Source organism: Streptomyces macrosporus (assembly GCF_039533145.1).
GTDB lineage: Bacteria > Actinomycetota > Actinomycetes > Streptomycetales > Streptomycetaceae > Streptomyces > Streptomyces macrosporus.
In genome coordinates, this window is the sequence record NZ_BAAASZ010000035.1 from 158,739 (window position 1) to 180,144 (window position 21,406).

Consider the following 21,406-nt stretch of genomic DNA (forward strand, 5'->3'; position numbering starts at 1 on the left):
TCACCCGTGCCTTTCGTCAGAGCCGAGGAAGTCCGCGACAGCGGCCACCGTCGGGTACTTGAAGAGGTCGGTCACCTGGATGTCGCCGGGGAATTCGGCCCTGAGCCTCCGGTGCAGGCGGATGAGGGTGAGCGAGTTCCCGCCCAGCTCGAAAAAGCTGACGTTCCGCGGTACCCGTTCGTCCGGCACCTGGAGCAGCTCGGCCCACAGCCGGGTCAGCCGCCGCTCCAGTGCGGTGCGGGGAGCGGAGCCGCCGGAGACCGCCTCCCCGCCCTGCGGCTCCGGGAGCGCCCGCAGGTCGACCTTCCCCGACGGGGTCAGCGGCAGCTCCCCGACCGCCACGACATGGCTCGGCACCAGCTCCGCGGGCAGCCGCGCGGCCAGGTGGGCGCGGACCTCGCGGGTGTCGACGCCTTCCCGGGAGACGACGTAGGCGACCAGCGAGTCCGCCGCCTCGGGCCGGACGACCACTGCGGCGTCGGCGACCCGGGGATGCTCGCAGAGCAGGCTGCGGATCCCGTCCAAATCGACGCGGAGTCCGCGGACCTTGGCCTGAGCGTCATCCCGGCCCACGAATTCGAGGGTTCCGTCCTCCCGGAACCTGACCAGATCACCGGTGCGGTAGAGACGGGCCGACGCGTCCCCGGCATAGGGGTGCGGTACGAACCGTTCTGCGGTCAGTTTGTCCCTGTTGGCGTAGCCGGTGGCCAGCGGGGCGCCGCCGATGTGGAGCTCACCCACGAAACCTGGCGGCAGCAGTTGTCCCCCGCGGCCGAGCACATGGACGTCCGCCCCTCGGATCGGACGGCCGATCGGCACGGCCCCGCCCTCCCCGTCCGCGGACGCACACAGATGGAAAGTGGCGTCGATGGCTGCTTCCGTCGGTCCGTAGAGGTTCACCACCCGTGCCTCGCACGAGCTCTGCACGGCCCTCACCACGGCCTGGTCCAATTGTTCGCCGCCGCAGAAGAGCCAGCGCAGTCCGGTGCAGCTGCCGAGGCCGGCGTCTTCGGCCAGCACCATCTTGAGCAGTGTGGGAACGAACTGGACGACCGTCACGCCGTGCCGGCGCATCTCTTCGAGCAGGAGCCGTGGGTCACGGTGTGCTCCGGCCGGTGCGACGACCACCGACGCGCCGACGCTCAGCGGGCCGAGGTACTCCCAGACCGACGCGTCGAAGACGGGCGGAGTCTTGAAGTAGAACCGATCGCGGGCGCCGAACCCGAACTCGCGCCTCTTCCAGGCCAGGTTGTTGGCGATGGCACCGTGCGGTACCACGACGGTCTTGGGCAGTCCCGTGGAACCCGATGTGGTGATCAGATACGCCGGCGAGTTCCTCGTGATCTCCGCGTCGGCGGCGTTCTCGGTGTCGGCATCGACATCGGTGTCGTCGTACACCACGGGCCGCACCTTCCGGGAGAGCCCGCCGGCCGCCTCCTCGCCGTCCACGACCGCCGCCACCGCACCCGCGTCCGCAAGGATCAGGGACCGTCGCCGGACCGGCTGCTCCAGATCGACGGGCAGGAAGGCCAGACCCTGGCGCAGGACGGCGACCACGGCGACCACGAAGCGCGCCGACCGGGGCAGGCAAACGGCCACCGGGCTGCCCGCGGGCAGTCGGCAGCGGGCGATCCGGGTGGCTAGCGCACGGCTGCGCCGATCCAGCTCGCCGTACGTGATCTCGGTGTCACCCTCGATCAACGCCACCGCGTCCGGGGATCCGGCCGCTCGCTCCGAGAACGACTCGAGCCACAGGGGAACCTCGTCCTCCCACGTCTCCCCGCGGGCGAACCTCTCCAGCAGCTTGTGCCGATCCGCTTCGGACACGAGGTCGACGTCCTCGGCCGCTCCGTCGGCACCCGCGACGATCCGGGCCAGAGCGCGGCTGAAGGCCGTCGCGATCCGCTCCGCCGTCGGCGCGTCGTACAGGTCCGTCCGGAAGTCCAGTCGCCCCGTCGCGTGGTCGCCGTGCAGGTTGACGGAGAGGAGCAGATCGGCCTTCGCGGAGCGGGGCGCCACCGGAATCTGCTCGGCGCCGATCCCGGGCAGCCGCAGGACTTCGCCCTCGGCCTCGTTGAGCGACAGCATCACGGGGATGTCGGCCCCCACCGTCCGGTTCTCCCGAAGCCTCGCCCACATCAGGTCCAGTGACGCGCCCTGGTGGTCGAGGCCCTCGGCCAGCGCCTCCTGCACGTCGCGGGCGTAAGACAGAAGGGACCGGCCCCGCACCGCAGGCGACCTGAACAGCAGCATCTGCGTGAACAGGCCGACAACGCCCTCGTATTCGCTCCGCCTCCAGTCCACGACGGGGTAGGCGATGAGCACGTCCCGCGACCGGTACAGGTTCCGCATGGTCAGCGAAAGGGAGGCCATGAGCACGGAGAACGGCGTGATGTGCAGTTCTCCCGCGACTCGCAGCAGTCCGGAAGGTATCTCGACGGGAACGAACGCGGTGGGGGCGAACTCGCCCCTACCTCCCCGCGCGGAGCGGGGAAGCAGGGGTTCCGGGTCCAGATCGCGGACGTACTCCCCCCAGTACTCCGCGTCCTGGCGTCCCGACTCGCTCTGGAACCACTCGTGCTGGGAGGACGCGTAGTGGAAGTAGTCCGCGTCTTTCGCCGGTGGCTCCGGCGTTGCGCCCGCCGCGAAGGCCCCGTACGCGGCCTCCAGTTGTCTCAACACAAGGTGCACGGACGGTGCGTCGACGGCCAGGTGATCGAAGACCAGCAGCAGCGTGGCCTCGTCGTCACCCGTGACGAACAGTCGGGCCCGCAGACGGCAGGAGGTGTCGCCGCCGAAGGGCTCCGAGGCCTCATCGGTGAGGATGTCCAGCAGCCGGTCGGCCTCCGTCCGTCGGACGCGCAACACCGACTCCGGGCTCGGATTGATGGTCTGGAAGGGCAGTCCGGTTTCGGACTCCCCTACGGAGGTCCGCAGCACAGGGTGCGTTCGCAGGATTTCCACGAGGGCCCGGTCCAGCGCCCCGGTATCGACCGCGCCACTGAGCCGATAGGCGACGGGCACGTTGTACTGGTTGCTCGAAGGATGCAGTTGTTGGGCAGCCCAGATTGCCTGCTGCTGTTGGGTTAGGAGAGCGCCTTGTGAGGTCACGACCAGTCCTGAACATTCTTCCGGGACGCCTGATGGGGGTTTCATGGACGGAGCGAGCGGAAATCGACCGGCCGATCACGGTCGGACAGCCGGCGGGACCTCACCCTGTGTGTGAAATCGGCGGAGGCACAAGGTCCCGGAGAATGTGGGCCTGTACCTGGTCCTCGGCCGAGTGCAGGAAGAAGTGATTTCCGGTCACCTCGTGAACCGTGAAACTCCCCTTGGTGTACGCACCCCACCGCCGGACATCGGACTCGTCCGCATCCGGATCCTCGCTCCCGTACAGCGCGATGATGTCGCAATCGACCTCGGGACGGTCACCGAGCGGGCGGTAGAGGTCCAGGATCCTGTAGTCGGCACGGATGACGGGAAGGTAGAGCTCCATCAGCTCGTCGTTCTCCAGCAGTTCCTTCGGCGTACCGCCCACTCGACGCAGCCCCTCGCGGAATTCCGCGTCCGTGCGGTCGTGAATGGCCCTGGCCGGAGTCGCCTGGTGCGGTGCGCGGCAGCCGGAGACCACCAAGGCTCTCGGGCCGGGCAGTGATCCCGCTTCCAGGTGTTTGACCAGCTCGTAGGCGATGACGGCGCCGAAGCTGTGCCCGAAGACCACATAGTCCGAGCCGGTTTCCGGTGCGATGGCGCGAGTCAGATCGTCGAGCAGCGCGGGAAGTTCCGAAACGGGCTTCTCCGTGCATCGCGCACCGCGGCCCGGCAGTTCGACCGGCCTCACGGCGATCGAGTCGGCCAGCTTGTCCTTCCACGGCTCGTAGATCCGCGCGGAGCATCCGGCGTACGGCAGGCAGAACAACCGCACCGGTTCTTGCGGCCCGTGCGTACCCGGGGACGCCGCGGACTCGGCTCTGCCGGACAGCCGCGCCTGGATTCCCGCCACTGTCGGGTTCTCGAATATTTCCCGCAGGGCCACGCCGAAACCGAGCGCCTCGGACAATCTGCGTTGGAACTCGACCAGGAGGATCGAGTTTCCTCCTGATTCGAAGAAGTTCTCTTCGTCGGAGGGGGAATCCTGTTCGAGTGTTGCCCGCCAGGCGCCGACTATGCTCTCCCTCATGGACTGCCCCGCGCCGTTCAACCGCACCGTGTTTTCTCCTTGCTGCTGCCACCGGCACTGGCCAGACGGACCCGGTCCACCTTTCCGGCGGCGGTGCGGGGAAGCGAATCGAGAACATTGATCCTGGTGGGGCAGTGGCTCTCCGGCAGCCGCGTGCGCACCCACTCCCTGATCTCCCTCTGGGAGACGTCCCGGGCGACGACGAACACCGATATGTACGCCCGTTCCGGACGAGCGGCGTCTTGGAGGATCGCCACGGCTTCCGAGATCGCCGGATGGCCCTCCAGGGTCGTCTCCACTTCACCGAGTTCGATGCGGTGACCCCGGAGCTTGATCTGTCCGTCTTGGCGGCCGATGAATTCCAGCGCGCCGTCGGACCGCAGCCGCGCCCGGTCCCCGCTGTGGTATGCGCGCCGTCGACCGTCCGGTGTCCGACGCGAGCGGAACCGCTCCGCCGTCAGGTCGTCCTGCCCGAGGTATCCCGCCGCCAGGCCCTCACCGTAGAGCAGGACCTCGCCCTCGAGGAGGTGGGGCGACTCCCAGGTGTCCAGACACATGCCGCCGCCCGGCAACACGTCTCCGAGCGTGATCCGGTCCGCCGATTCCACAAGAGCCGCGGTCGCCCAGATGGTGGCCTCCGTCGGGCCGTAGAGGTTCCACAACTGTCGGCACTTGCCGATCAGTTCACGGGCCAGCGGAGCTGTCAGCGCCTCGCCGCCACACCAGATCCGGCTGTCGGGTGCGCCGAGCCATCCCCCGGCACTCATCAGCCGCCAGAAGCTCGGCGTGGCCTGCACGACATCCGGCCGGTGCTCGGCCAGGAACTCCGAGAACACGCCCGGATCGCTCCGTGCCGTGTCCGGCGCCGCGATGAAGTGCGCACCGACGGAAAGCGGCATCAGGATCTCGGCGATGGAAATGTCGAACGACAGCGCGGTCAGAGCCGCGATGGAGTCGCCTTGGCCGAGGCCCGGTTTCCGCGCCAGACCGGCCAGTCTCGCCAGCAGGCCGCCGTGCGGGACGACGACGCCCTTGGGACTCCCGGTGGAGCCCGAGGTGTACATCACATAGGCAGCGTCCGGTAAGGGTTCCGCGCCCGAGCCGCCGGTCCGTGACAACCCCGTGCCTGTGACGGAGAAGCGGCACTCACCGGACAGCCGTACGACAGCGGCGGCACGAGCGTCCGAGAGGACTCTCGCTCGGTAGTCCGGCGGACTCTTCCTGTTGAGCGGCATGAACGCGCAACCGCGGCGTGCCGCTGCCAGCATGGCGACACCGCCGCTCACGGGATCGTCGAAGTCGAGCGCGACCAGGTCGCCGCGGTCGGCGTGCTCCGCGATCGAGCCGGCGAGCACCTCGGCTTGCTCGACGATGTCCGCGTAGGTGTACCGTCTGTGCCCGACGGCGGCCAGTGCGCGCGGCGTGCGCCCGGCCTGTTCTCGGATCGCGTCCCAGATGGTGGTCATCAGTTACTTCCCGCCACGCAGCAGTTCGTCCACTCGGTCCGCGTAGTCGGTCAGGACCGGATTGTTGAGGATCGCTCCGAGGCCGATGGCGATACCGAACTCCTTGCGCACCCGCCCGGTGATCCTGGCGGCGCTGAGCGAGTGCCCGCCCACGTCGAAGAAGTTGTCCGACTCACCGACGGTGCAGCCCAACATCGACGACCAGATGTCCGACACCCGTTCCCGGGTGCTGCGCGGCGCCGTGGGCTCGCCCGCTTCCCGCCGGTCGTCCGGGTGTTCTGAGAGCAAGGCGTTCCGGTCGATCTTTCCGCCCGTGCTGTTGAGCGGCATCCTCTCGATGCGCCGTATGACCGCAGGCAGCATGTAGCCCGGCAGATTCTCCCTGAGGCCGGCTCGGATGTCTCCTTCCTCGGCCGCGCCGCAGTAGAAGGCCAGAATCGTGTCTCCGTCCTCCGTTCTCCGGACGACCGCGGCGGCCTGGTCCACACTGGCGGTACGGAGCATCACCTGCTCGATCTCGGCCAGTTCGATGCGGTACCCGCTGATCTTCACCTGTCCGTCCTGGCGCCCGACGAACTCCAGCTCGCCCGATTCGTTCCACCGGCAGATGTCTCCGGAGCGGTACCAGCGGGAACCGTCGTCGCCGTGGACGAAACGCTCGCTGTTCAGCGTCTCGTCGTGCCGGTACCCCAGCGCGAGGATCCCGCCACCGATGAGGAGCTCGCCGTCCGTCTTGGAATCGGTGATCTCCTCCCCGTCGGCGTCCACCAGTTGGACGCGCGCCGGGTCGATGGGGCGGCCTATGACGGGGAGTCCGGTCCGTTCACAGGTCCGGAGGTCCGCACTGGCCGTCGTGACGACCGTGGCCTCGGTCGGCCCGTAATGGTTGAAGACCGCGGCCGTAAAGTCGCCGGGCGGGTGGATACGGAGGCGGTCCCCACCGGTGGTCAGCACCTTCAGCGAGGCCGGGCACTCCCCAAGCAGGAACATCTGCTCGGCGAGTGGGGTGCTCAGAAAGCACTGCTCGATGGCGTGCCGTTCGAGGAACTCCGAGATCTGTCCGAGGTCGGCCGGGAGCACGGTCGCCGGCAGGACGAGGGTGGCACCGTTGGCCAGCGTCGCCCACGTCTCCCACACGGAGGCGTCGAAGCCCAGCCCGGCGAACGCGGCGACGCGCACCCCGGCGCGGGTCCGGTACCTCTGCCCGTGCCATGCCACCAGGCGGACCAGGCTGCGGTGCCCCACTTCCACACCCTTGGGCGTTCCCGTGGAACCCGAGGTGTAGATGACATACGCGGGCGCGATCTCCGTCTCGGCGACCGGCGGCAGATCGGGCCCGGGGCCCGGATCCTCCGCCGCGACCCGCACGACCGGCACACCGTGCGCGGCCCGACGGTCGATGTCCCGGGACGTCAGCACAGCCCGCGGCCGGGCATCCGCCAGGACGGCGTCCAACCGACCCTTCGGCAGCGCCGGGTCCAGCGGGAGGTACGCACATCCCGCGCGCCAGATTCCCAGCTGCGCGACGATCCCTTCGATACCGCGTGGAAAGAGGGTCGCCAACAGGTCCCCGGTCCGGTGGCCCGGGATCTCCCGGATCCGAGCGGCGACCACGGCGGACCGCCGCCACAACTGCTCGAAGGAGAGCCGGTCACCGTCGCACTCGACGGCCGTGGCATCCGGCGACCGTAAGACCAGCCGCTCGATCAGTCCATGCACCGTGTCTTCACCCGTCTGGACGGTCAAGACTGTCCCCCCTTTTAAGACGCCATCCCATTTCGAGCACCACTGAACCGACAGCACAGCCATCGGATTTCACGCCTCGACAACACCGGCGGACAGACATCGCATCTGCGCCGACTTGAAGAACCCAAGCACAAGTTCGGGAAGTTTTCCCGACGGAGGTGCGACACGCAACCACAACACGCAATCCGGGTAGGTGCATCCGGATCGCACCACGCACACTTCTGCACACACTGAAGTCACGACGGTCGGCGGCAGCCTACACGGAACCCTGCGGGCACAAAAGAGTTTTTCACATTTGGACATTCCTCACAAGATCACCCAGGAGGGGATCATGGTGATCATCACCTCCGTTATCGCATGCGTGTGACATGAATCACAGACCCGTCGTGAATTCCGGTGTTAGCGTTCTTCCACTGATCGGCGAAGCCACCCGCTCTTGTTCACCCAGGCTTCCATCGTGCGCACAGACGGCCTTTCCGGCGGCAGAACGAGAGGAATATCGGTGCGGCGCATCGCGATCGTCTACGATCTTGGCTCGGCGGGAGTGTACGACATAATCTCCGCGCTGGAAGATTTCGCCATCCCTGTTTTCGTCTGCGGCGATTCGCAGCACGAAGAATTCCCCTACGACGTGATGAGCGAGTTCGGCGCCCTCTGTGACATCAGAGGAATGAGCCTGCCCGCCGCCGCCGAGCGTCTCCGGGAATTTTCACCCGAGGGGATCGTCACCTTCAGCGACCACGTACTGGATTTGGCGGAGGAATTAGCCGATGCGTTGGGCCTCCCGTTTCACGACATCGAGACCGTTCACGCCCTCACCCGCAAGTCGGTCCAACGCCGGCTGCTCAACGCGTGTGGCGCCTCCCGTGTGGCCACCCGTCTGGTTCGGGATTCGGCTGCGCTCTCCGCCGCCTGGGCCGAGGTCGGCGGCCCCGCGGTCCTGAAACCGGACACGGGCACGGGCAGCCGGAGCACGTACCGGCTCGTCACCGAGAAGGATTTCCGACAAGCCTGCCGTGAGGTGTTCCCCGACGAGTCCGTCCCGGCAGCCGGTCATGAGCCTTTCGTTCTGGAAGCGGAGATCCCTTCCCCGGGCTCGGCAGGCCCCTGGGGCGACTACGTCTCGGTGGACTCGGTGGTGTCCGAGGGCAGCATCGAGCACCTGGCGGTCTGCGGCAAGTTCCCGCTCGCCGAACCGTTCAGGGAGACGGGATCGTTCTTCCCCGACGCACTCCCCCGTGAGTCGAGAGCCGCGGTCACCGAGGTGGTCGACCGTGCGCTACACGGGTTGGGTGTGCGGTGGGGGATTTTCCACACCGAAGTGAAGCTGTCGCCCGATGGTCCGCAGGTCATCGAGGTGAACGGCCGACTAGGTGGCAGGGTCAACGACCTGCTCCGCCGAACAGGCGGGCCGAACGCCATCGAGATCGCCGCGCGTGTGGCGCTGGGCGACCGGCGGGGGCTGCCGAAGCGGCCACCATCACCCTCCTCGGGTGTCGCCTTCATGTACGCGAAGGTGCCCCCGGCCGACGCGGTCGGCCTCCTGACGGTCGACGGCATGGACGCCCTGCGGCGCAGACCTGAGGTGTCCCGTGTGCTGGCGCTCCAGGAACCGGGGCAGGAGATCGACTGGCGCAGCGGCCGACTCGGTCATACCTACATATGTTTCGGCAAGGTCGAGACCCACACCGAACTTGAATCACTGGTCTCCGAACTGGACGACATCGTACGCGTGACCTATCTGCGCTCCACCCCGTGATCCGCGGTTCACCGGCCCCTTCTCCGATATTGCGACATTCGACAGAATAGGCACTGGTTCACATCGTGATCAGAAAATGCCCGTACGCGGCGGAGAGCAGTCCCCAGGACGACCCCTGCGCCGATTACCTCCGGCTGAGCGAAGGACCGGCCGTCCTCAGGGAGGATGTGCTCGATGTCTGGGTGGTCACCGGTTTCAACGAGGTCACCGCACTGCTGCGGAACCCCGCGATGTCCTCCGCTTGGCCCGCGCACGCGAACACCACGCTGCACGACGGGTCTATCTCCCTGGAAGGGCCGACCAGGACCGATGACACGGTTCGCCGTTGGTTCATGTTCAACGACGGCGACCAGCACATGAAACTTCGCCGGCTCGTCGCTCCGCTCTTCTCGGCACAGCAACTCGCCGCTTTCCAGCCTCATATCGAAGATCTGGTCACGCGACTACTGGACGGCAAACACGACCGACTCGACATCGTCAAGGACGTGTCGGTACCGCTCTCCAGCGGGGTGATCTGCCGTCTTCTGGGAATGCCCGGAGAGGTGGCACGGAGCCTGGCGGAATGGGGTCAGGATATTGCCGCTCTGCTCTATGCCGACTATCTTCCGGAGGTCGTCGAGCGCGGACACCGAGCACTGCGGGGCCTGGAGGGCGTCGTGCGGGAGGCGTTGGCCCGGCCGGAACTCCCCGATGACTCAGGGCTCGGCCTCCTGCGCCGTGCCCGGCTCGCGGGAGAGATCGACGAACGAGATATCCTCAGCGTGGCCAGCCTGCTGGTCTATGCGGGTTTCGAGACGACTTCGGTCTTCATCGGCAAAGCAGTTCGTTCGGCCCTGCACGCGGATCTCTGGTCTCAATTGGGCGGTCCTGGGAACGCCTCCATGGTGGAAGAACTGTTGCGGTTCGACACATCGGTCCGGCAGGTCGCCCGGGTCGCGATGTCCGACGTCGTGATCGGTGGCCACCGGATCGCCGAGGGCGAGCTGGTACTCCTCATGCTGGGAGCGGCGAACCGGGACGGCGAGGTCTTCGACGAACCGGATCATCTGTTGGAAGAACGGCGGATCAGACGGCATCTGGCCTTCGGGCAGGGACCACACTACTGTCTGGGCGCCGGCCTGGCCCGACTCGAGGTCCAGATCGTCCTCCGGCAGTTGGTCGCCAAATGGGATGCCGTGGAACTGGTGACTGCGCCGGTCGTCAAGCGGCACTTCGGCGTACCGGTCCTCGAAAGCCTTGAGATCCGTCCCGTTCGCACCCGTGCGAGCACATCGAGGTGACGTCCCGAGACCGCCTGGGCATCTCGCCCGGTGGGAAGCCACGGGCCCCATCGCCCCTGACAGCTCTGGGCCGCCCGACGGCTCCGTCTTTCGTCCTTCCCTCATTCCTGAAGCGTGTCGCGGACATAATGTGAGAGCAGGCAGGTCGAGCCGTGGTTACCGAGGTTGAACTCGTGGTGTCGTGAGGGGCCTGCAGTCCTCGATCCCTGCGATACGCCGATGGAATGCGGTATATCCACACGGCGGCGGCCCTGACCGCCGAGCGGCAGCGGTCCCGGGGGCGGTCGCGGCTCCGGGCGGCCGAGCGATTCACCCGGAGCGAGCAGAGCGAGACGAACGCGGTGCTCGCCGGGGAGCTACGGGCAGTGTGCGGTCGATGCGGCGCCGGCCCTGGGCCGGATCACGAAGGTGATCGAGCGGCGCTTTCACCCGACCTACACCCTGCGGGGCGTGCGCAAGCCGCTGATCCGCACCGGCTGCTCCTGTCAGTCTCCCCCGGTCTTCGGCCGGGCGGTACCCCCGGCACGCCGCGCGATGGAGCGGGACGACGAGGCGGTCGCCAGCCGGGTGAAGGTGGGGGTGCCCCCGCTCGCGGGAGAGTGTGGCCCTGCGCGGAAGCCAGGCGGCGGCCCGTGGAGCCTGGCTGATCTTCGAAGACGAAACCGGCTCCTCCATGACGCCGCCGCGCTTGCGCACCCGGGCACCACGCGGCCCCACCCCCGGTGGTGCGGGGCCGGGGCCGCTCTCACCGACGGGTCTCGATCGCGGCCCTGACCCGCTACGAACCGGACACCGGTCGCGGTTGTTCTACCGGCCCCGTCACGGTGGGCGCAAGAGCTTCTCTTGGCGCGACGACCGCGGTCTGCTGACCGTCGCCCACGCCCGGCTCGACGGCCGGATCGCCCTGTTATGGGACGGCCTGGACGTCCACGAGGCAGCCGAGCTGCGCGAGTTCGCCACGTCCCGAGACCGGCCGGCGATCCCCTATCTGCCGCCCTGTGCACCCGACCTGATGCGGTGCCGAGAGCAATCTCCATGGGGCTGTCAGCCCAGGACTGTTCGAGTACACGGCCCGTAGTGCCGTCTCCCGTTCCGATCGTCGCCTCTGGCCGTGGAACGGCGTGCGGCTCTTGTGCGCGGTGGTGGCGGTCGTCTGACCTCTGTGCGTATGCCTTCACCCGACCTGGCCTTGCCGCCTCGGTCGGGATCGGCAGCGTTCGGTGTCCTCGCGGCCGCCGCCACCTGCTGTGCCGGCTCGCTGACATTCGTGGTGCGAGCCCGCTGCACGGTGCCCTCTCGATCTACCCGGGCCGTCCGAGTTCCCGCTCGCCGAGCACGGCGATACCGAGGAGCACCCGATCCCGGTGGCCATCGGGACCTTCCGCGGTCTGCTCGTGGTGGTCCTGCGGACCGGCAAGCGCAAGATCTTCGCCATCACCCCGATGGCCGCGGCCCGCTACCGCGACCGGCACAGCGTCTCGCGCAAGAAGTCCGACCCCGGTGACGCCCCGGCCCTTGCGAGTATCTTGCGCACCGACATGCATGCCCACCGGCCGCCGCCGACAGCCTCACGGAGGCGGTCGCGGAGTTTTTCCCTCAACGCCCGGACGCTGGGATCATCCTCGGTCTCCCCGGCTTCGACCTCCAACCCGGCACCCGGGTGCTCGCCGAGATCGGAGACGACCGCACCGGGTTCGCCACCGCCCGCGACCTGCAGGCCTACGCCGGTTCCTCGCCCATCCCCCGGGCCTGGTTCCCTCGATGGGCACGATCGGCGACCGCTACGACAACGCCATGATCGAATCGTTCTGGGGCCGGATGCAGACCGAGCCGCTCAACCGCCGCGGGTGGCGCACCCGCCCGGAACTGGCCGACGCGATCCTCGAGTACCTCGTGATCTTCCACACCCGACCACGTCGGCACTCCGCACTCGGCATGCTCACACCGGTCGAGTTCGAGCTCAGGGCAGCCCCTCGACCGCCTGCTCTCCAGCAGCTCGACTCCACGCAAGCCGGGGCACATCAGCTGGATACGACACGGGTGGGGCGTCCCGCAGACGGTGGAGACCACTTGTGGAACGCCCTGTCCCGGAAGCCTGCGGTCGGACCTACGCCACGCCCCTGGCGCTCCTGCGGTTCTCCTCGTTGTCGCCCCCGTACTCACAGACCGTGACGTACACGTAGACCCGTCGGCGAATAAGTTGTCGTAGTCCGCGGTGCAGCTGCCGTTGTTGGACGGGTTCCGCAGGATGACCGCCATGCCACCGCCACGGGGGTCGGTTCCGGTGACCGTGGCGACGATGCCCCGACCATCGGACTTGTTGTCGCACACCGTGATCTTCTCCATCGACGAGTGGTCGGCCAGGTCGGCGTCGAAGAACACCGCGCCGCTGCTGCCCACCGTGTAGAGCCGGCCGACATTCCGAGGAGGCTCCGCGGCATTCGCCTGCGCACCGCGGTACCGAAGACGACGGCCGTCACCATGGCCGCCACCGGACTGAATCGCCGTGTCCACCGCATCGACAACCCTCTCCCCCGGGCCTGAATCAAGATCGTCCACACTCCACGGTTACGATCCGATGCCTTTCATCCTCTTCGCAGCAACCGGTTTGGGGGGCCGTAAATCGTTCGGTGCGAGCTTGTCGTTCGACCTCGCTGCCGTTCCAAGCGGACGTGTTCGGTGAGGGTTGCGGCTCGTTTCGCGGTCTTCCGGGTTCGTGGTACGGGACTGGCCTGCGGTTCCGTGAGCCGGGCAGGCGTCCGGGGTCCGGCCGGGAGGGGTTGGGCACACCGGCGGGACGAGCGGCCTTCGCGCGGAGGTGCCGGAACCCCCGGCGGACCCGGGCGGGTGTGCACCGGCGCGGTTCAGCCGGCCGTCCCCACCGGCGACGAGCTTGGGTGAGCCGCTTGTCGGGCAGCCGGACCGTCGCAGACGGGTCGCCTTCACCGGGCACTTCAAGGGGCGGATCTCTCGAGACACCGCGCCTCCGGTGCGCCTGTCGTCGCCGCTGGGCTTCCCCGCCGGCAACGCGTCGCACGGCTGGTCTCGACCCGTCCGCTCACGGTGAGGCGACCGCTCCGGCCACGGGGCCGCGCCGAGCGCCGCGGGAAGCGGCGAGCGCGCCCCGTCAGCGGCACCGGCGGGCGTTGAGCCGGGCGGCCTGGCGCGTCAGGTGATCGCGCTCGGCGAGGTTGGGGGCCTTCCGGGCCGCCTCGGCGTACAGCCGGGCCGCCGTCGCCGGGTCGCCGGCGCGCTCGTGGAGGTACGCCGCCACCGCGGTGTGGCGGGGCAGCGAGGCGTCCAGCTTCGCGAGCGCCGCCAGACCGGCGCGCGGTCCGTCGGCCTCGCCCACGGCCACCGCGCGGTTGAGCCGGACGACCGGACTGTCGGTCAGGCGCACGAGCTCGTCGTACCACTCGACGATCTGCACCCAGTCGGTCTCCTCGGCGGTGGGCGCGTCGGCGTGCAGGGCCGCGATGGCGGCCTGGGCCTGAAACTCGCCCAGCCGGTCGCGGGCCAAGGCCGCCTGCAGGATCGCGACGCCCTCGGCGATCGACGCGGTGTCCCACCGGCCGCGGTCCTGCGCGGCGAGCGGCACCAGGCTGCCGTCGGGCGCGGTCCGGGCGGCGCGCCGGGCGTGGTGGAGCAGCATGAGGGCGAGCAGTCCCGCCACCTCGGGGTGGTCGATCGTGGCCGCGAGCCGCCGGGTGAGCCGGATGGCCTCGGCGGCGAGGTCGATGTCGCCGGAGTAGCCCTCGTTGAAGATCAGGTAGAGGACGCGCAGCACGGTGGCGACGTCGCCGGGCCGGTCGAACCGCACGCCGGAGACGGTGCGCTTGGCCCGGCTGATGCGCTGCGCCATGGTCGCCTCGGGCACCAGACAGGCCCGGGCGATCTGCCGGGTGGTCAGCCCGCCGACGGCGCGCAGCGTGAGCGCGACCGCGGACGCCGGCGTCAGCGACGGATGGGCGCAGAGGAAGTAGAGCCGGAGCGTGTCGTCCACCGCGGGCGCGGGACCGGGCGGCGGCTCCTGGTCGAGGAGGTGCTCGCGCCGGCGGCGGGCGGCGTCCGCCCGGGTCGCGTCGAGGAACCGGCGCCAGGCCACGGTGACCAGCCAGCCCTTCGGATCCCGCGGCGGGTCGGCCGGCCAGACGCGGACCGCCTCCACCAGCGCGTCCTGCACGGCGTCCTCGGCCGCCGCGAAGTCGGCTCCGCGGCGGACGAGGATCGCGAGCACGCTCGGCGTGAGGTTCCGGAGCAGGACCTCGTCCATCTCCGGGATCTCACTCCGTGATGGTGGGCGGGGCGGCCAGGAACGGGCGCACCTCGAGCCACTCGTGGATCGGCTTCCCGCCCGCCCCGGGGGCGGCCGACAGCTCCCCGGCCAGCTCGATGGCGCGCTCGTGGCTGTCGACGTCGATCACCATCCAGCCGGCGATGAGGTCCTTGGTCTCGGCGAACGGGCCGTCGGTGACCGGCGGGCGGCCCTCGCCGTCGTACCGGACGAACATCCCCTCGGGGGCGAGCGCCTGGCTGTCGACGAACTCGCCGGTCTCCTCCAGCCGGGCCGCGAAGTCGCGCATGTACTGCACGTGATCCGAGATCTCCTCTGGCGTCCACTGGTCCATGGGCACGTCGTTGGCCGGAGCCGGGGCACCGCGGTAGTGCTTGAGCAGCAGGTACTTGGCCATCGGTTTCTCCTCGGTGCTGATGCGACCCATTGTGGTCGCGTTCACCCCGGAGACGGAGCCGATCACGGATTCTCGACATCGCCGTCCGCACTTTTTCGGCCCGCGTGGACGGGCCGGAAGGAGCCGTCTCGCGGTGTCCGGGCCCACCAGCCGGGCAGCGGGGGTGGGCGGTCAGCCTGCTGCGGCTCGGGGCGAACCGGCACACCTGCCGGAACGCGGTCGGGAAGCACGCCGAGACCTCGCGAGACCTCACCCACGGCCACCGGCCCCGCCGCCGGTAGCAGGACCGCCGGGATCTCCGAGAACCGCACGATCCGGATCCTGCTCTCCGCAGACGGAACCCGCCCCTGCCGGCACCCGCCGACCAGGGCTCGATCAGTCGAACGAGCCGACCCGGGTCGGTCCACGGAGATCCGGTGTCTCGGCTCCCGGGCGGCCAGGACACGGCTCCGGCGCACGGAAACGAACCACCGATCGATCGTCTTGCCGTGCTCGAAAACAAAATCGTCCGTGTCCTGCCGCTCCCTCTCGCGTTGTCGTTGTCGTGGATGCCGTAGATAAGACTGTAGGTTCGACAGCGGGACGCGCGTGGAGCCGGTTCTGGCTGCTCCTGACCCCCGCGACCATGGCGGCGGGGGCGGTCCTGGCGGGCATGGCCCAAGGCGCGCTGGCGGCCTCCGTGGCCGCCTCGGGGAACGCGTTCAAAGTGTCCGGCGACCGGCTGGAGGGCAGCGGTTTCACGGTCGTGCCCGGGACGTACACCGAACCGGGCGGAAGCCGGCACCCGGTGCTGGTGGTGACGGCCCGCGAGGCACGGTTGGAGAACCTGTGCGTGAGCCTGCTGCTGCCCGAGTTGCTGGGGCAGCGGATGACCGTGGTGGTGAAGGCCGGTACCTCGCGCCCGGTGCGTGCCACCGGGTTGTCCGTCAACGCCGACCGGGCGTTCGGGGATCTGAGGCTGACCGACGTGTCCGCACAGGCGTTCGGCGCGTCGAAGGACGGTGACGGGCCCGGTGGCCTGTCCGGGAAGGCGTCCCGCCTGGTCGTCCACGATCCGAGGTTCACCGGCTGGCAGGGTGCCGCGGGCTCCTTCCACCTGCAGGACCTGGACATCCGCCTGAAGCCGGGAGAGCACGAGTGCTTCTGACCCGCGGCACCGCGCCACCGTCCAGGCGAACGGCCGCCGTTTGGCACCGGCAGCGACCGACCGGTTCCGCGGTTCTGATCATGGCGGCCGGTGCCTGGCTGATCGTGCTGCCCTTCCTCGGCACCCCGCTCGCCTTGCTCCAGGCCGGTGTCGCCGGTTCCGCGGGGCTGGGGGTGAGTTTGCCGCTGTTGCTGTGCGGAGTCGTGCTGTTGCGTTTCCCTTTCCTCCACGCCCTCACCGGCGTGGCGGCCACCGCCCTGTCCGTTCTGGCCCTGCTCACCTGCAACTTCGGTGGGCTCCTCCTCGGCACCGTCTGCGGGATCCTCGGCGGCTGCCTGGCCTTCTCCTGGACCCCGCCGAAACCCTCCCCACCGGTTTCCGGGGCTCCGCCGGGTCCGGCGGAGCCCCGGAAACCGGTGTAATCCCGGCGCCGCTCCGTCGACTGCCCGCCCTCCCCACGGACCGCGCCCCGGAACGGTGTGAGGGAACTCCTCGACCTCGCGGCGGCCCCGTCTTTTCGTTCCGTTCCCACCCACAGCCATCCCCCGAGGGAGTCGGTGTTGCTCGACATCCCCACCAAGCCGAGATCCGCGACCCGGAGCCGAGAGATGCCTACACGGTCCGGCGCCGGACCCCGGACGAGTACGCGCTCACCTCGCTGATTCCGCCGGCTCCGCGCCCGGCCCTCCGGGCCGTGTGGGCCGCCGGCTGCGCGGCGCGTCCGGACTCGCCCGGAGGGTCTCGTCGATCACCGGCTTGACGGGTCCGGGGCACCGGACCGGGGCGAGAGCTTCTTGCGCGGTTCCGGCCAAGCCGAGCCCTGCGCCTTCCGCACCGTCCGCCACGTCACGCCGTGCCTGCGCTCAAGCTCCCGCATCGACGTACCGCCGCGATGGTCGCGTCTGATCTCCGCGTACGGTTCGATCTTCGACGTCTACGGCATGACCGGGGCTTTTCACCAGGAGCATCCCGACGCCGCCCTGACAGGAGACCCGATGCCTCTCAGGCTCGCCATCACCCGTCCGTGGATCCGGGCGCCAGGCTGTAGAAGCCTATCGGTGAGTTCGGGGCGAAGCCGATGCGCGGGTACACCGGCGCCCCGGCGACGGTCGCGTGCAGGGTGGCGCGGGTCAGTCCGGTGGCTCGGGCTCCCTCGTACAGCGCTTTCCGCGTCACCGCCTCGCCGTAGCCTCTGCGCTCCCACTCCGGGTCCGTGGCCACAAGCACAACGAAGAGGCGGCCCTCCGCCTCCACCGTCGCAGCGCAGGTCACCGGAGTACCGTCTCGCATGCCCAGGTAGGCGTACACCCGGTTCTTCCACAGATCGGAGCCGACGAGTCCGTCCCGGCCGGCCTCCAAGGGGAATCCGTAGGCGCGCGAGTTGATGTCCGCATAGGCCTGCAACTGCCCGTCGGTGGTCACGCGCACGAACGTCAGGTCGGGGTGGGTCGGCTCGGGGATGGGGAGCAGGTCTCCGGCCATGCCGGTGCCGGAGAAGGCGTACACGAGGCCTGCTTGCTCGGCCGCTGCCCTCAGCGCTGTGCGTGCATCGCCGTCGAGGAGGTTCTCGAAGACCCACAGGAAGCCCGGATGTCTCTTCGAGCGCATGATGTCCGCTGCCCGGCTCAGGCGTTGTGCGAGGACTCCCGCGTCCGCGCCGACATCGGTCAACGTGACGCAGTTCCAGAAGGCGAACCGGCAGTCGGCCCAGCGGACGGCGATACCCGGGAGGTCCCGCACATCCGCATCCGAATCCCGGTCGAGCACCATGGCACGCCAGACCACAGCGAGCTGCTCCATCGATTCGATGGATTCCGCGAGTCCCGTCACCGAAACCTCTCAAGTGGTCGAGCGGGCGAGAAACCGACCGAGCAAGGGTATGCACCCTGCCGGCTCCACCACCAGGGGCTTCACCCACCCGGCGGACCAACTGCCAAGTGGACACGGCGGGTTGGAAGGGGCTCGGTCCTTCCCCTTCCCGACGCCGCCAACCGACGAGCCGGCCCGGAGGCGCCTTCCGTCGCCCCGGTGGACTTCGATCCTCGATTTCTCCGACCCCAGGAGCCGTTGGCGCGTCAGTCGTGCAGTGGCGGCTGCGGATGCCGGGCGAGGTGTTCCTGCAGTTCGCGGTGGCGGAACTGGTAGGCGAGTCCCGCCGTGCGGAGCAATCCCCTTTCGTAACAGCCCTCCAGGAACCGGCCCAGCCTCCAGGGGAGCTGTCCGCGGGTGCTGAGCAGGAACGCGAGATAGCGTCCTGCGGGTGTGATGAGCCCGACGTTCAGGGCGAGCACCAGGCCGAACACGAGCCACGCACCCACCGTCCAGCCGAAGGAAGCCTCCGCCTGTCCGCTCCAGAGCCAGATGCCCAGGGCCGGGCCGAGGCCCACGGCCGTGAGGAGCATGACGGCGATGTTGGCCCGCAACGGCTGCTGCGGATCGCTCGACGGCTCGTGGCCCGGAGCGAATGCTCCGGCCACCATGCCCGCCATCACACCGCCACCGATCGCGGCCGCGGCGCGCAGCGGTCCGTCGGTGTCCCCCACGGTCACAAGCCCTCCGGTGAGGCCCAGCAGTGTCCAACCGGCCCCTCGCCAGGACCGGATCTCGCGGAGCGCCACACGTACGGGGAACGGCCACGACATCGTCGCGTACACCACGGGCGCGTAGAACACGGCCACCACGAACCCGCTGTTCAACGCTCCACCGACACCGAACGCGGGCAGGACGAAACCGAACGTGCCGAGCGTCGCGTAGACCAGTGCGAGCAGAAGGTGCACGAGGCGGGGCCGGCGGGTGCCGGCGAGGGGCCAGAGTTCGTGCAGGACCAAGTCGGTCGAGGAGAGGGGGCGTCCGAACACCGCTCCTCCCACGGGAGGCCGGCCGACGTTGCCGTTCAGGTACCGGGCGAGCACGGCCAGATGGCGCCACGTCCTGTCGGGTGCCAGTACCAGGCCCCGGCTGCGGGCACGACGGTGCACCGGTGCGGCCAGGGCGGCGGCCACGTACCGGTCGAGGAGGTGCTCGCGGAGCGTGCCGGCCCGGGCGAGATCGATGAGGGCGGCCGGAGCGCGGCGGTACTCGCCGCCAGGACCGCGCTCCTGGTAGACGGTGGCGGCGAGGGCGAGCCGCCACGGGGTGTCCAGGGCGCGCTGCAGCGGATGGGGGGCGGCGGCGGGTCGGCCAGGTCGCGGAACGGGTTCCGCCGTCTCGGCCGTCTCGTACATCCGAGCGGGCCGACGCCACAGGAAGGCCGCCCGGCGCCGGCGGGACGGAGAGGCGGCGTGCGCCGGGGGCGCTTCCCCCTCCGGTTGTTGCGCGTCCTCCTCCGCCACCTCCTCCGTCACCTCCTCGGCGGGCGGGGATGGCGGCGCGAGGGCGTCGAGCACCGGTCGCCAACGGGCTTGCCCCGTGGGACTGTCGGCCACCCGGTGTTCCAGGAACCGCCGGGCCTGGGGTCCCGTGACGGGGTGGAGCCGGAGCACGACGGCGTTCCGCAGATGGGCGTCCGCGTCCATCAGCGCGCCGTAGGTGTGTCCACGGCAGGTCACGACCACCGGGGCGCGGTGCAGTGCGTGCTGGTAGGCGTTGACCATTCGGAGCAGAGCGGCGGCGCGGGAGGCGTGGCCGGGCAGAGCGGTGCCGTCGAGCTCGTCCAGCCCGTCGATCACGGGCAGTACGAGCCGGGCTTCGAGCAGCCGCTTCGCGGCGTTGCCGGGCACCCGCCACACTTGCGTCAGTTCCTTCTTCAGCCATGCCTCCACGCTGCCGCCGGGCCAGGACGGTGCGGTCAGCCACACGGGCACCGGGCTGTCGGCGCTTCTCTCACCCACCAGGCCGAGGAGCAGCGTGACCGCGGCGAGCGTCTTTCCGGAGCCGGCCTCACGCGTCCCGTCCGAGGAGCCGGCGGCGTCCGTGATCACGACCCGGCCCGGACGCAGGTCCCGGTAGAAGCGGGTGATGTCCGTCAGCCGCCCCGTGGCGGCGACGCCGTCCACCTCTCCGTAGGTCTCCGCATCGAACGTCACGTCGATACGGCCGCCGAGGTCGCCACCCAGGAGTTGGGCGTAGCGTTCCGCCTCGACCCGCGCCACGTGGTGTGCCAGACGATCCGCCACGACCTCCGGGTCGCGTCCGAAAGCGGTCCACCATGCCACGAGGAGAGCGCCCACCCCGGCGGTGGCACCGATGACACTGGCCACCGGGTCCGCGGCCTCCCAGCCACCCTGCACCACCACGAGCGTCAGCCAGCCCAGCGCCGCCGCACAGGCCACGTACAGACCCACACGCCCCCAACGCCCCATCATGCGAATCATCTTCTCCCGAGGTACCGCGCCGCGTCACGGGATCGGCCGAGCCGGGCATCATGGGCGCGGCACAGGCCGCGGACGCGCCACCAGCGACAGGGCCGGCTTGGTCATCCGTGCCCTTCGCCACACGCCGTCACGCGTCCCGACGGCCGTTGCCCATCTGCCGGAAGGAGGCGGAGTCTGCCCATGGGGGCCTTGAGCGCTCTCTCCTTCGTGGCGTCCCACAGCACGACCGTCCCACCCTCGTCGCCGATCCTGAGATACGGCCGGGACGGCACGAGTTCGCCACCGTCGACGGGTATGTCCGCGGCCCTGCCTATCGGGTGTACACACATCCATTCGGGCGCGACCCCGAAGTACGCCGGAGGAGTACGCCCGTCCTTCGCGGCCGCCACCGCGTCGGCTCCGGCTCTGCTCGCGGGCAGAACTCCGAGATCGAACACCCCGACGAGCAGAAGCACCAGGCTCGTGACCAACAGCACCAGGTTCCCGAGCCAGCGGTCCTTCACGTACCAGTGCAGGTGTTTCATGTAGCCGAGCAGCGCCGGCACCACGAGCCACACACTCACGCAGGCCATCAGTTTCAGCGACGCGATGAATTGGTAGGCCCGGGGAATCCGGACGTCCTCGGGGTTCAGGTCGAAAGCGTCGAGGTAGAACGTGTGCAGCCCGATACCGAGCGACGGGAGGAGGCTCAGCGCGATCGGCAGGAGAGCGGGCAGCAGCCACGGCGCGGTGCGCTGCCAACTCCACTGGCGGACGAGCAGTCTGATGCCGTTGAGCACCACCCCCGCCACGACGGCATAGGCGATGACGCGTGAACCGTAGCC

14 protein-coding genes and 3 pseudogenes are annotated in these 21,406 nt (G+C 69.4%); 8 read left to right on the forward strand and 9 right to left on the reverse strand.

Going from position 1 to position 21,406, the window contains the following annotated elements; all coding sequences use genetic code 11:
* Genes ABD335_RS25420 through ABD335_RS25435 form a run of 4 tightly spaced genes read right to left on the reverse strand, consistent with a single transcriptional unit; the run spans window position 1 to window position 7,392 of the window.
* Window positions 1–3,156 carry a non-ribosomal peptide synthetase gene (locus ABD335_RS25420; RefSeq protein WP_344327694.1) on the reverse strand — a complete coding sequence of 1,052 codons (3,156 nt, stop codon included), beginning with the start codon at window positions 3,154–3,156 and terminating at the stop codon, window positions 1–3.
* A 55-nt stretch (window positions 3,157–3,211) separates the two neighbouring features.
* Window positions 3,212–4,207 carry an alpha/beta fold hydrolase gene (locus tag ABD335_RS25425; protein WP_344327697.1) on the reverse strand — a complete coding sequence of 332 codons (996 nt, stop codon included), beginning with the start codon at window positions 4,205–4,207 and terminating at the stop codon, window positions 3,212–3,214.
* On the reverse strand, window positions 4,198–5,646 hold the full coding sequence (locus ABD335_RS25430) for an AMP-binding protein (RefSeq protein ID WP_344327699.1): 1,449 nt from the start codon (window positions 5,644–5,646) through the stop codon (window positions 4,198–4,200). Before ABD335_RS25430 ends, ABD335_RS25425 begins: the two co-directional genes overlap by 10 nt.
* A gap of 3 nt (window positions 5,647–5,649) precedes the next feature.
* Window positions 5,650–7,392 carry a non-ribosomal peptide synthetase gene (locus ABD335_RS25435; RefSeq protein ID WP_344327700.1) on the reverse strand — a complete coding sequence of 581 codons (1,743 nt, stop codon included), beginning with the start codon at window positions 7,390–7,392 and terminating at the stop codon, window positions 5,650–5,652.
* A gap of 502 nt (window positions 7,393–7,894) precedes the next feature.
* Between ABD335_RS25435 and ABD335_RS25440 the strand changes: the two genes are divergently transcribed.
* The 6 genes and pseudogenes from ABD335_RS25440 (at window position 7,895) to ABD335_RS30960 (ending at window position 12,603) form a co-directional block, all read left to right on the forward strand.
* Window positions 7,895–9,151: an ATP-grasp domain-containing protein gene (locus ABD335_RS25440; RefSeq protein WP_344327701.1), complete on the forward strand. Its 1,257-nt coding sequence runs from the start codon at window positions 7,895–7,897 to the stop codon at window positions 9,149–9,151.
* A 167-nt stretch (window positions 9,152–9,318) separates the two neighbouring features.
* Window positions 9,319–10,431, forward strand: coding sequence for a cytochrome P450 (locus tag ABD335_RS25445; protein ID WP_344327703.1), 1,113 nt, complete (start codon window positions 9,319–9,321; stop codon window positions 10,429–10,431).
* Between the two features lie 390 nt (window positions 10,432–10,821).
* Window positions 10,822–11,443: pseudogene (locus ABD335_RS30950) on the forward strand (transposase); the annotation flags it as partial.
* Window positions 11,444–11,756: 313 nt separating this feature from the next.
* Window positions 11,757–12,002: pseudogene (locus tag ABD335_RS30955) on the forward strand (IS110 family transposase); the annotation flags it as partial.
* Between the two features lie 89 nt (window positions 12,003–12,091).
* On the forward strand, window positions 12,092–12,229 hold the full coding sequence (locus ABD335_RS25455) for a hypothetical protein (protein ID WP_344327705.1): 138 nt from the start codon (window positions 12,092–12,094) through the stop codon (window positions 12,227–12,229).
* Complete coding sequence (locus ABD335_RS30960; protein WP_425583737.1) at window positions 12,193–12,603, forward strand: integrase core domain-containing protein; 411 nt, start codon at window positions 12,193–12,195, stop codon at window positions 12,601–12,603. The genes ABD335_RS25455 and ABD335_RS30960 overlap by 37 nt, the downstream gene beginning before the upstream one ends.
* Window positions 12,604–13,558: 955 nt before the next feature.
* On the opposite strand, the gene ABD335_RS25460 is transcribed toward ABD335_RS30960, so the two are convergent.
* Both ABD335_RS25460 and ABD335_RS25465 read right to left on the reverse strand, forming a co-directional pair.
* A complete protein-coding gene (locus ABD335_RS25460; protein WP_344327706.1) occupies window positions 13,559–14,704 on the reverse strand; it encodes an RNA polymerase sigma factor in 1,146 nt (381 codons plus the stop codon).
* 10 nt (window positions 14,705–14,714) lie between these two features.
* Window positions 14,715–15,122, reverse strand: a complete 408-nt coding sequence (locus tag ABD335_RS25465; RefSeq protein ID WP_344327755.1) for a YciI family protein — start codon at window positions 15,120–15,122, stop codon at window positions 14,715–14,717.
* Between the two features lie 625 nt (window positions 15,123–15,747).
* Between ABD335_RS25465 and ABD335_RS25470 the strand changes: the two genes are divergently transcribed.
* Together ABD335_RS25470 and ABD335_RS25475 are read left to right on the forward strand one after the other, a co-directional pair.
* The gene (locus ABD335_RS25470) at window positions 15,748–16,269 is read left to right on the forward strand and encodes a DUF6230 family protein (RefSeq protein ID WP_344327708.1); all 522 of its coding nucleotides are present in this window, start codon (window positions 15,748–15,750) and stop codon (window positions 16,267–16,269) included.
* Window positions 16,260–16,691, forward strand: a complete 432-nt coding sequence (locus tag ABD335_RS25475; protein ID WP_344327710.1) for a DUF6114 domain-containing protein — start codon at window positions 16,260–16,262, stop codon at window positions 16,689–16,691. Before ABD335_RS25470 ends, ABD335_RS25475 begins: the two co-directional genes overlap by 10 nt.
* A 592-nt stretch (window positions 16,692–17,283) precedes the next feature.
* Here the strand turns inward: ABD335_RS25475 and ABD335_RS25480 are convergent.
* From ABD335_RS25480 to ABD335_RS25490, 3 genes and pseudogenes are all read right to left on the reverse strand, one after another.
* On the reverse strand, window positions 17,284–18,099 hold the full coding sequence (locus ABD335_RS25480) for a GNAT family N-acetyltransferase (protein ID WP_344327712.1): 816 nt from the start codon (window positions 18,097–18,099) through the stop codon (window positions 17,284–17,286).
* A 245-nt stretch (window positions 18,100–18,344) separates the two neighbouring features.
* On the reverse strand, window positions 18,345–20,573 hold the full coding sequence (locus ABD335_RS25485; RefSeq protein WP_344327714.1) for a hypothetical protein: 2,229 nt from the start codon (window positions 20,571–20,573) through the stop codon (window positions 18,345–18,347).
* Between the two features lie 110 nt (window positions 20,574–20,683).
* A pseudogene (locus ABD335_RS25490) lies at window positions 20,684–21,406 on the reverse strand (hypothetical protein); the annotation flags it as partial.

Bases quoted from the DNA above. Each gene is read 5' to 3' on its own strand.
- ABD335_RS25485 (WP_344327714.1), bottom strand. From the start codon at position 20,573: ATGATGGGGCGTTGGGGGCGTGTGGGTCTGTACGTGGCCTGTGCGGCG.
- ABD335_RS25420 (WP_344327694.1), bottom strand. From the start codon at position 3,156: ATGAAACCCCCATCAGGCGTCCCGGAAGAATGTTCAGGACTGGTCGTG.
- ABD335_RS25460 (WP_344327706.1), bottom strand. From the start codon at position 14,704: ATGGACGAGGTCCTGCTCCGGAACCTCACGCCGAGCGTGCTCGCGATC.
- ABD335_RS25465 (WP_344327755.1), bottom strand. From the start codon at position 15,122: ATGGCCAAGTACCTGCTGCTCAAGCACTACCGCGGTGCCCCGGCTCCG.
- ABD335_RS25470 (WP_344327708.1), top strand. From the start codon at position 15,748: ATGGCGGCGGGGGCGGTCCTGGCGGGCATGGCCCAAGGCGCGCTGGCG.
- ABD335_RS30960 (WP_425583737.1), top strand. From the start codon at position 12,193: ATGGGCACGATCGGCGACCGCTACGACAACGCCATGATCGAATCGTTC.
- ABD335_RS25430 (WP_344327699.1), bottom strand. From the start codon at position 5,646: ATGACCACCATCTGGGACGCGATCCGAGAACAGGCCGGGCGCACGCCG.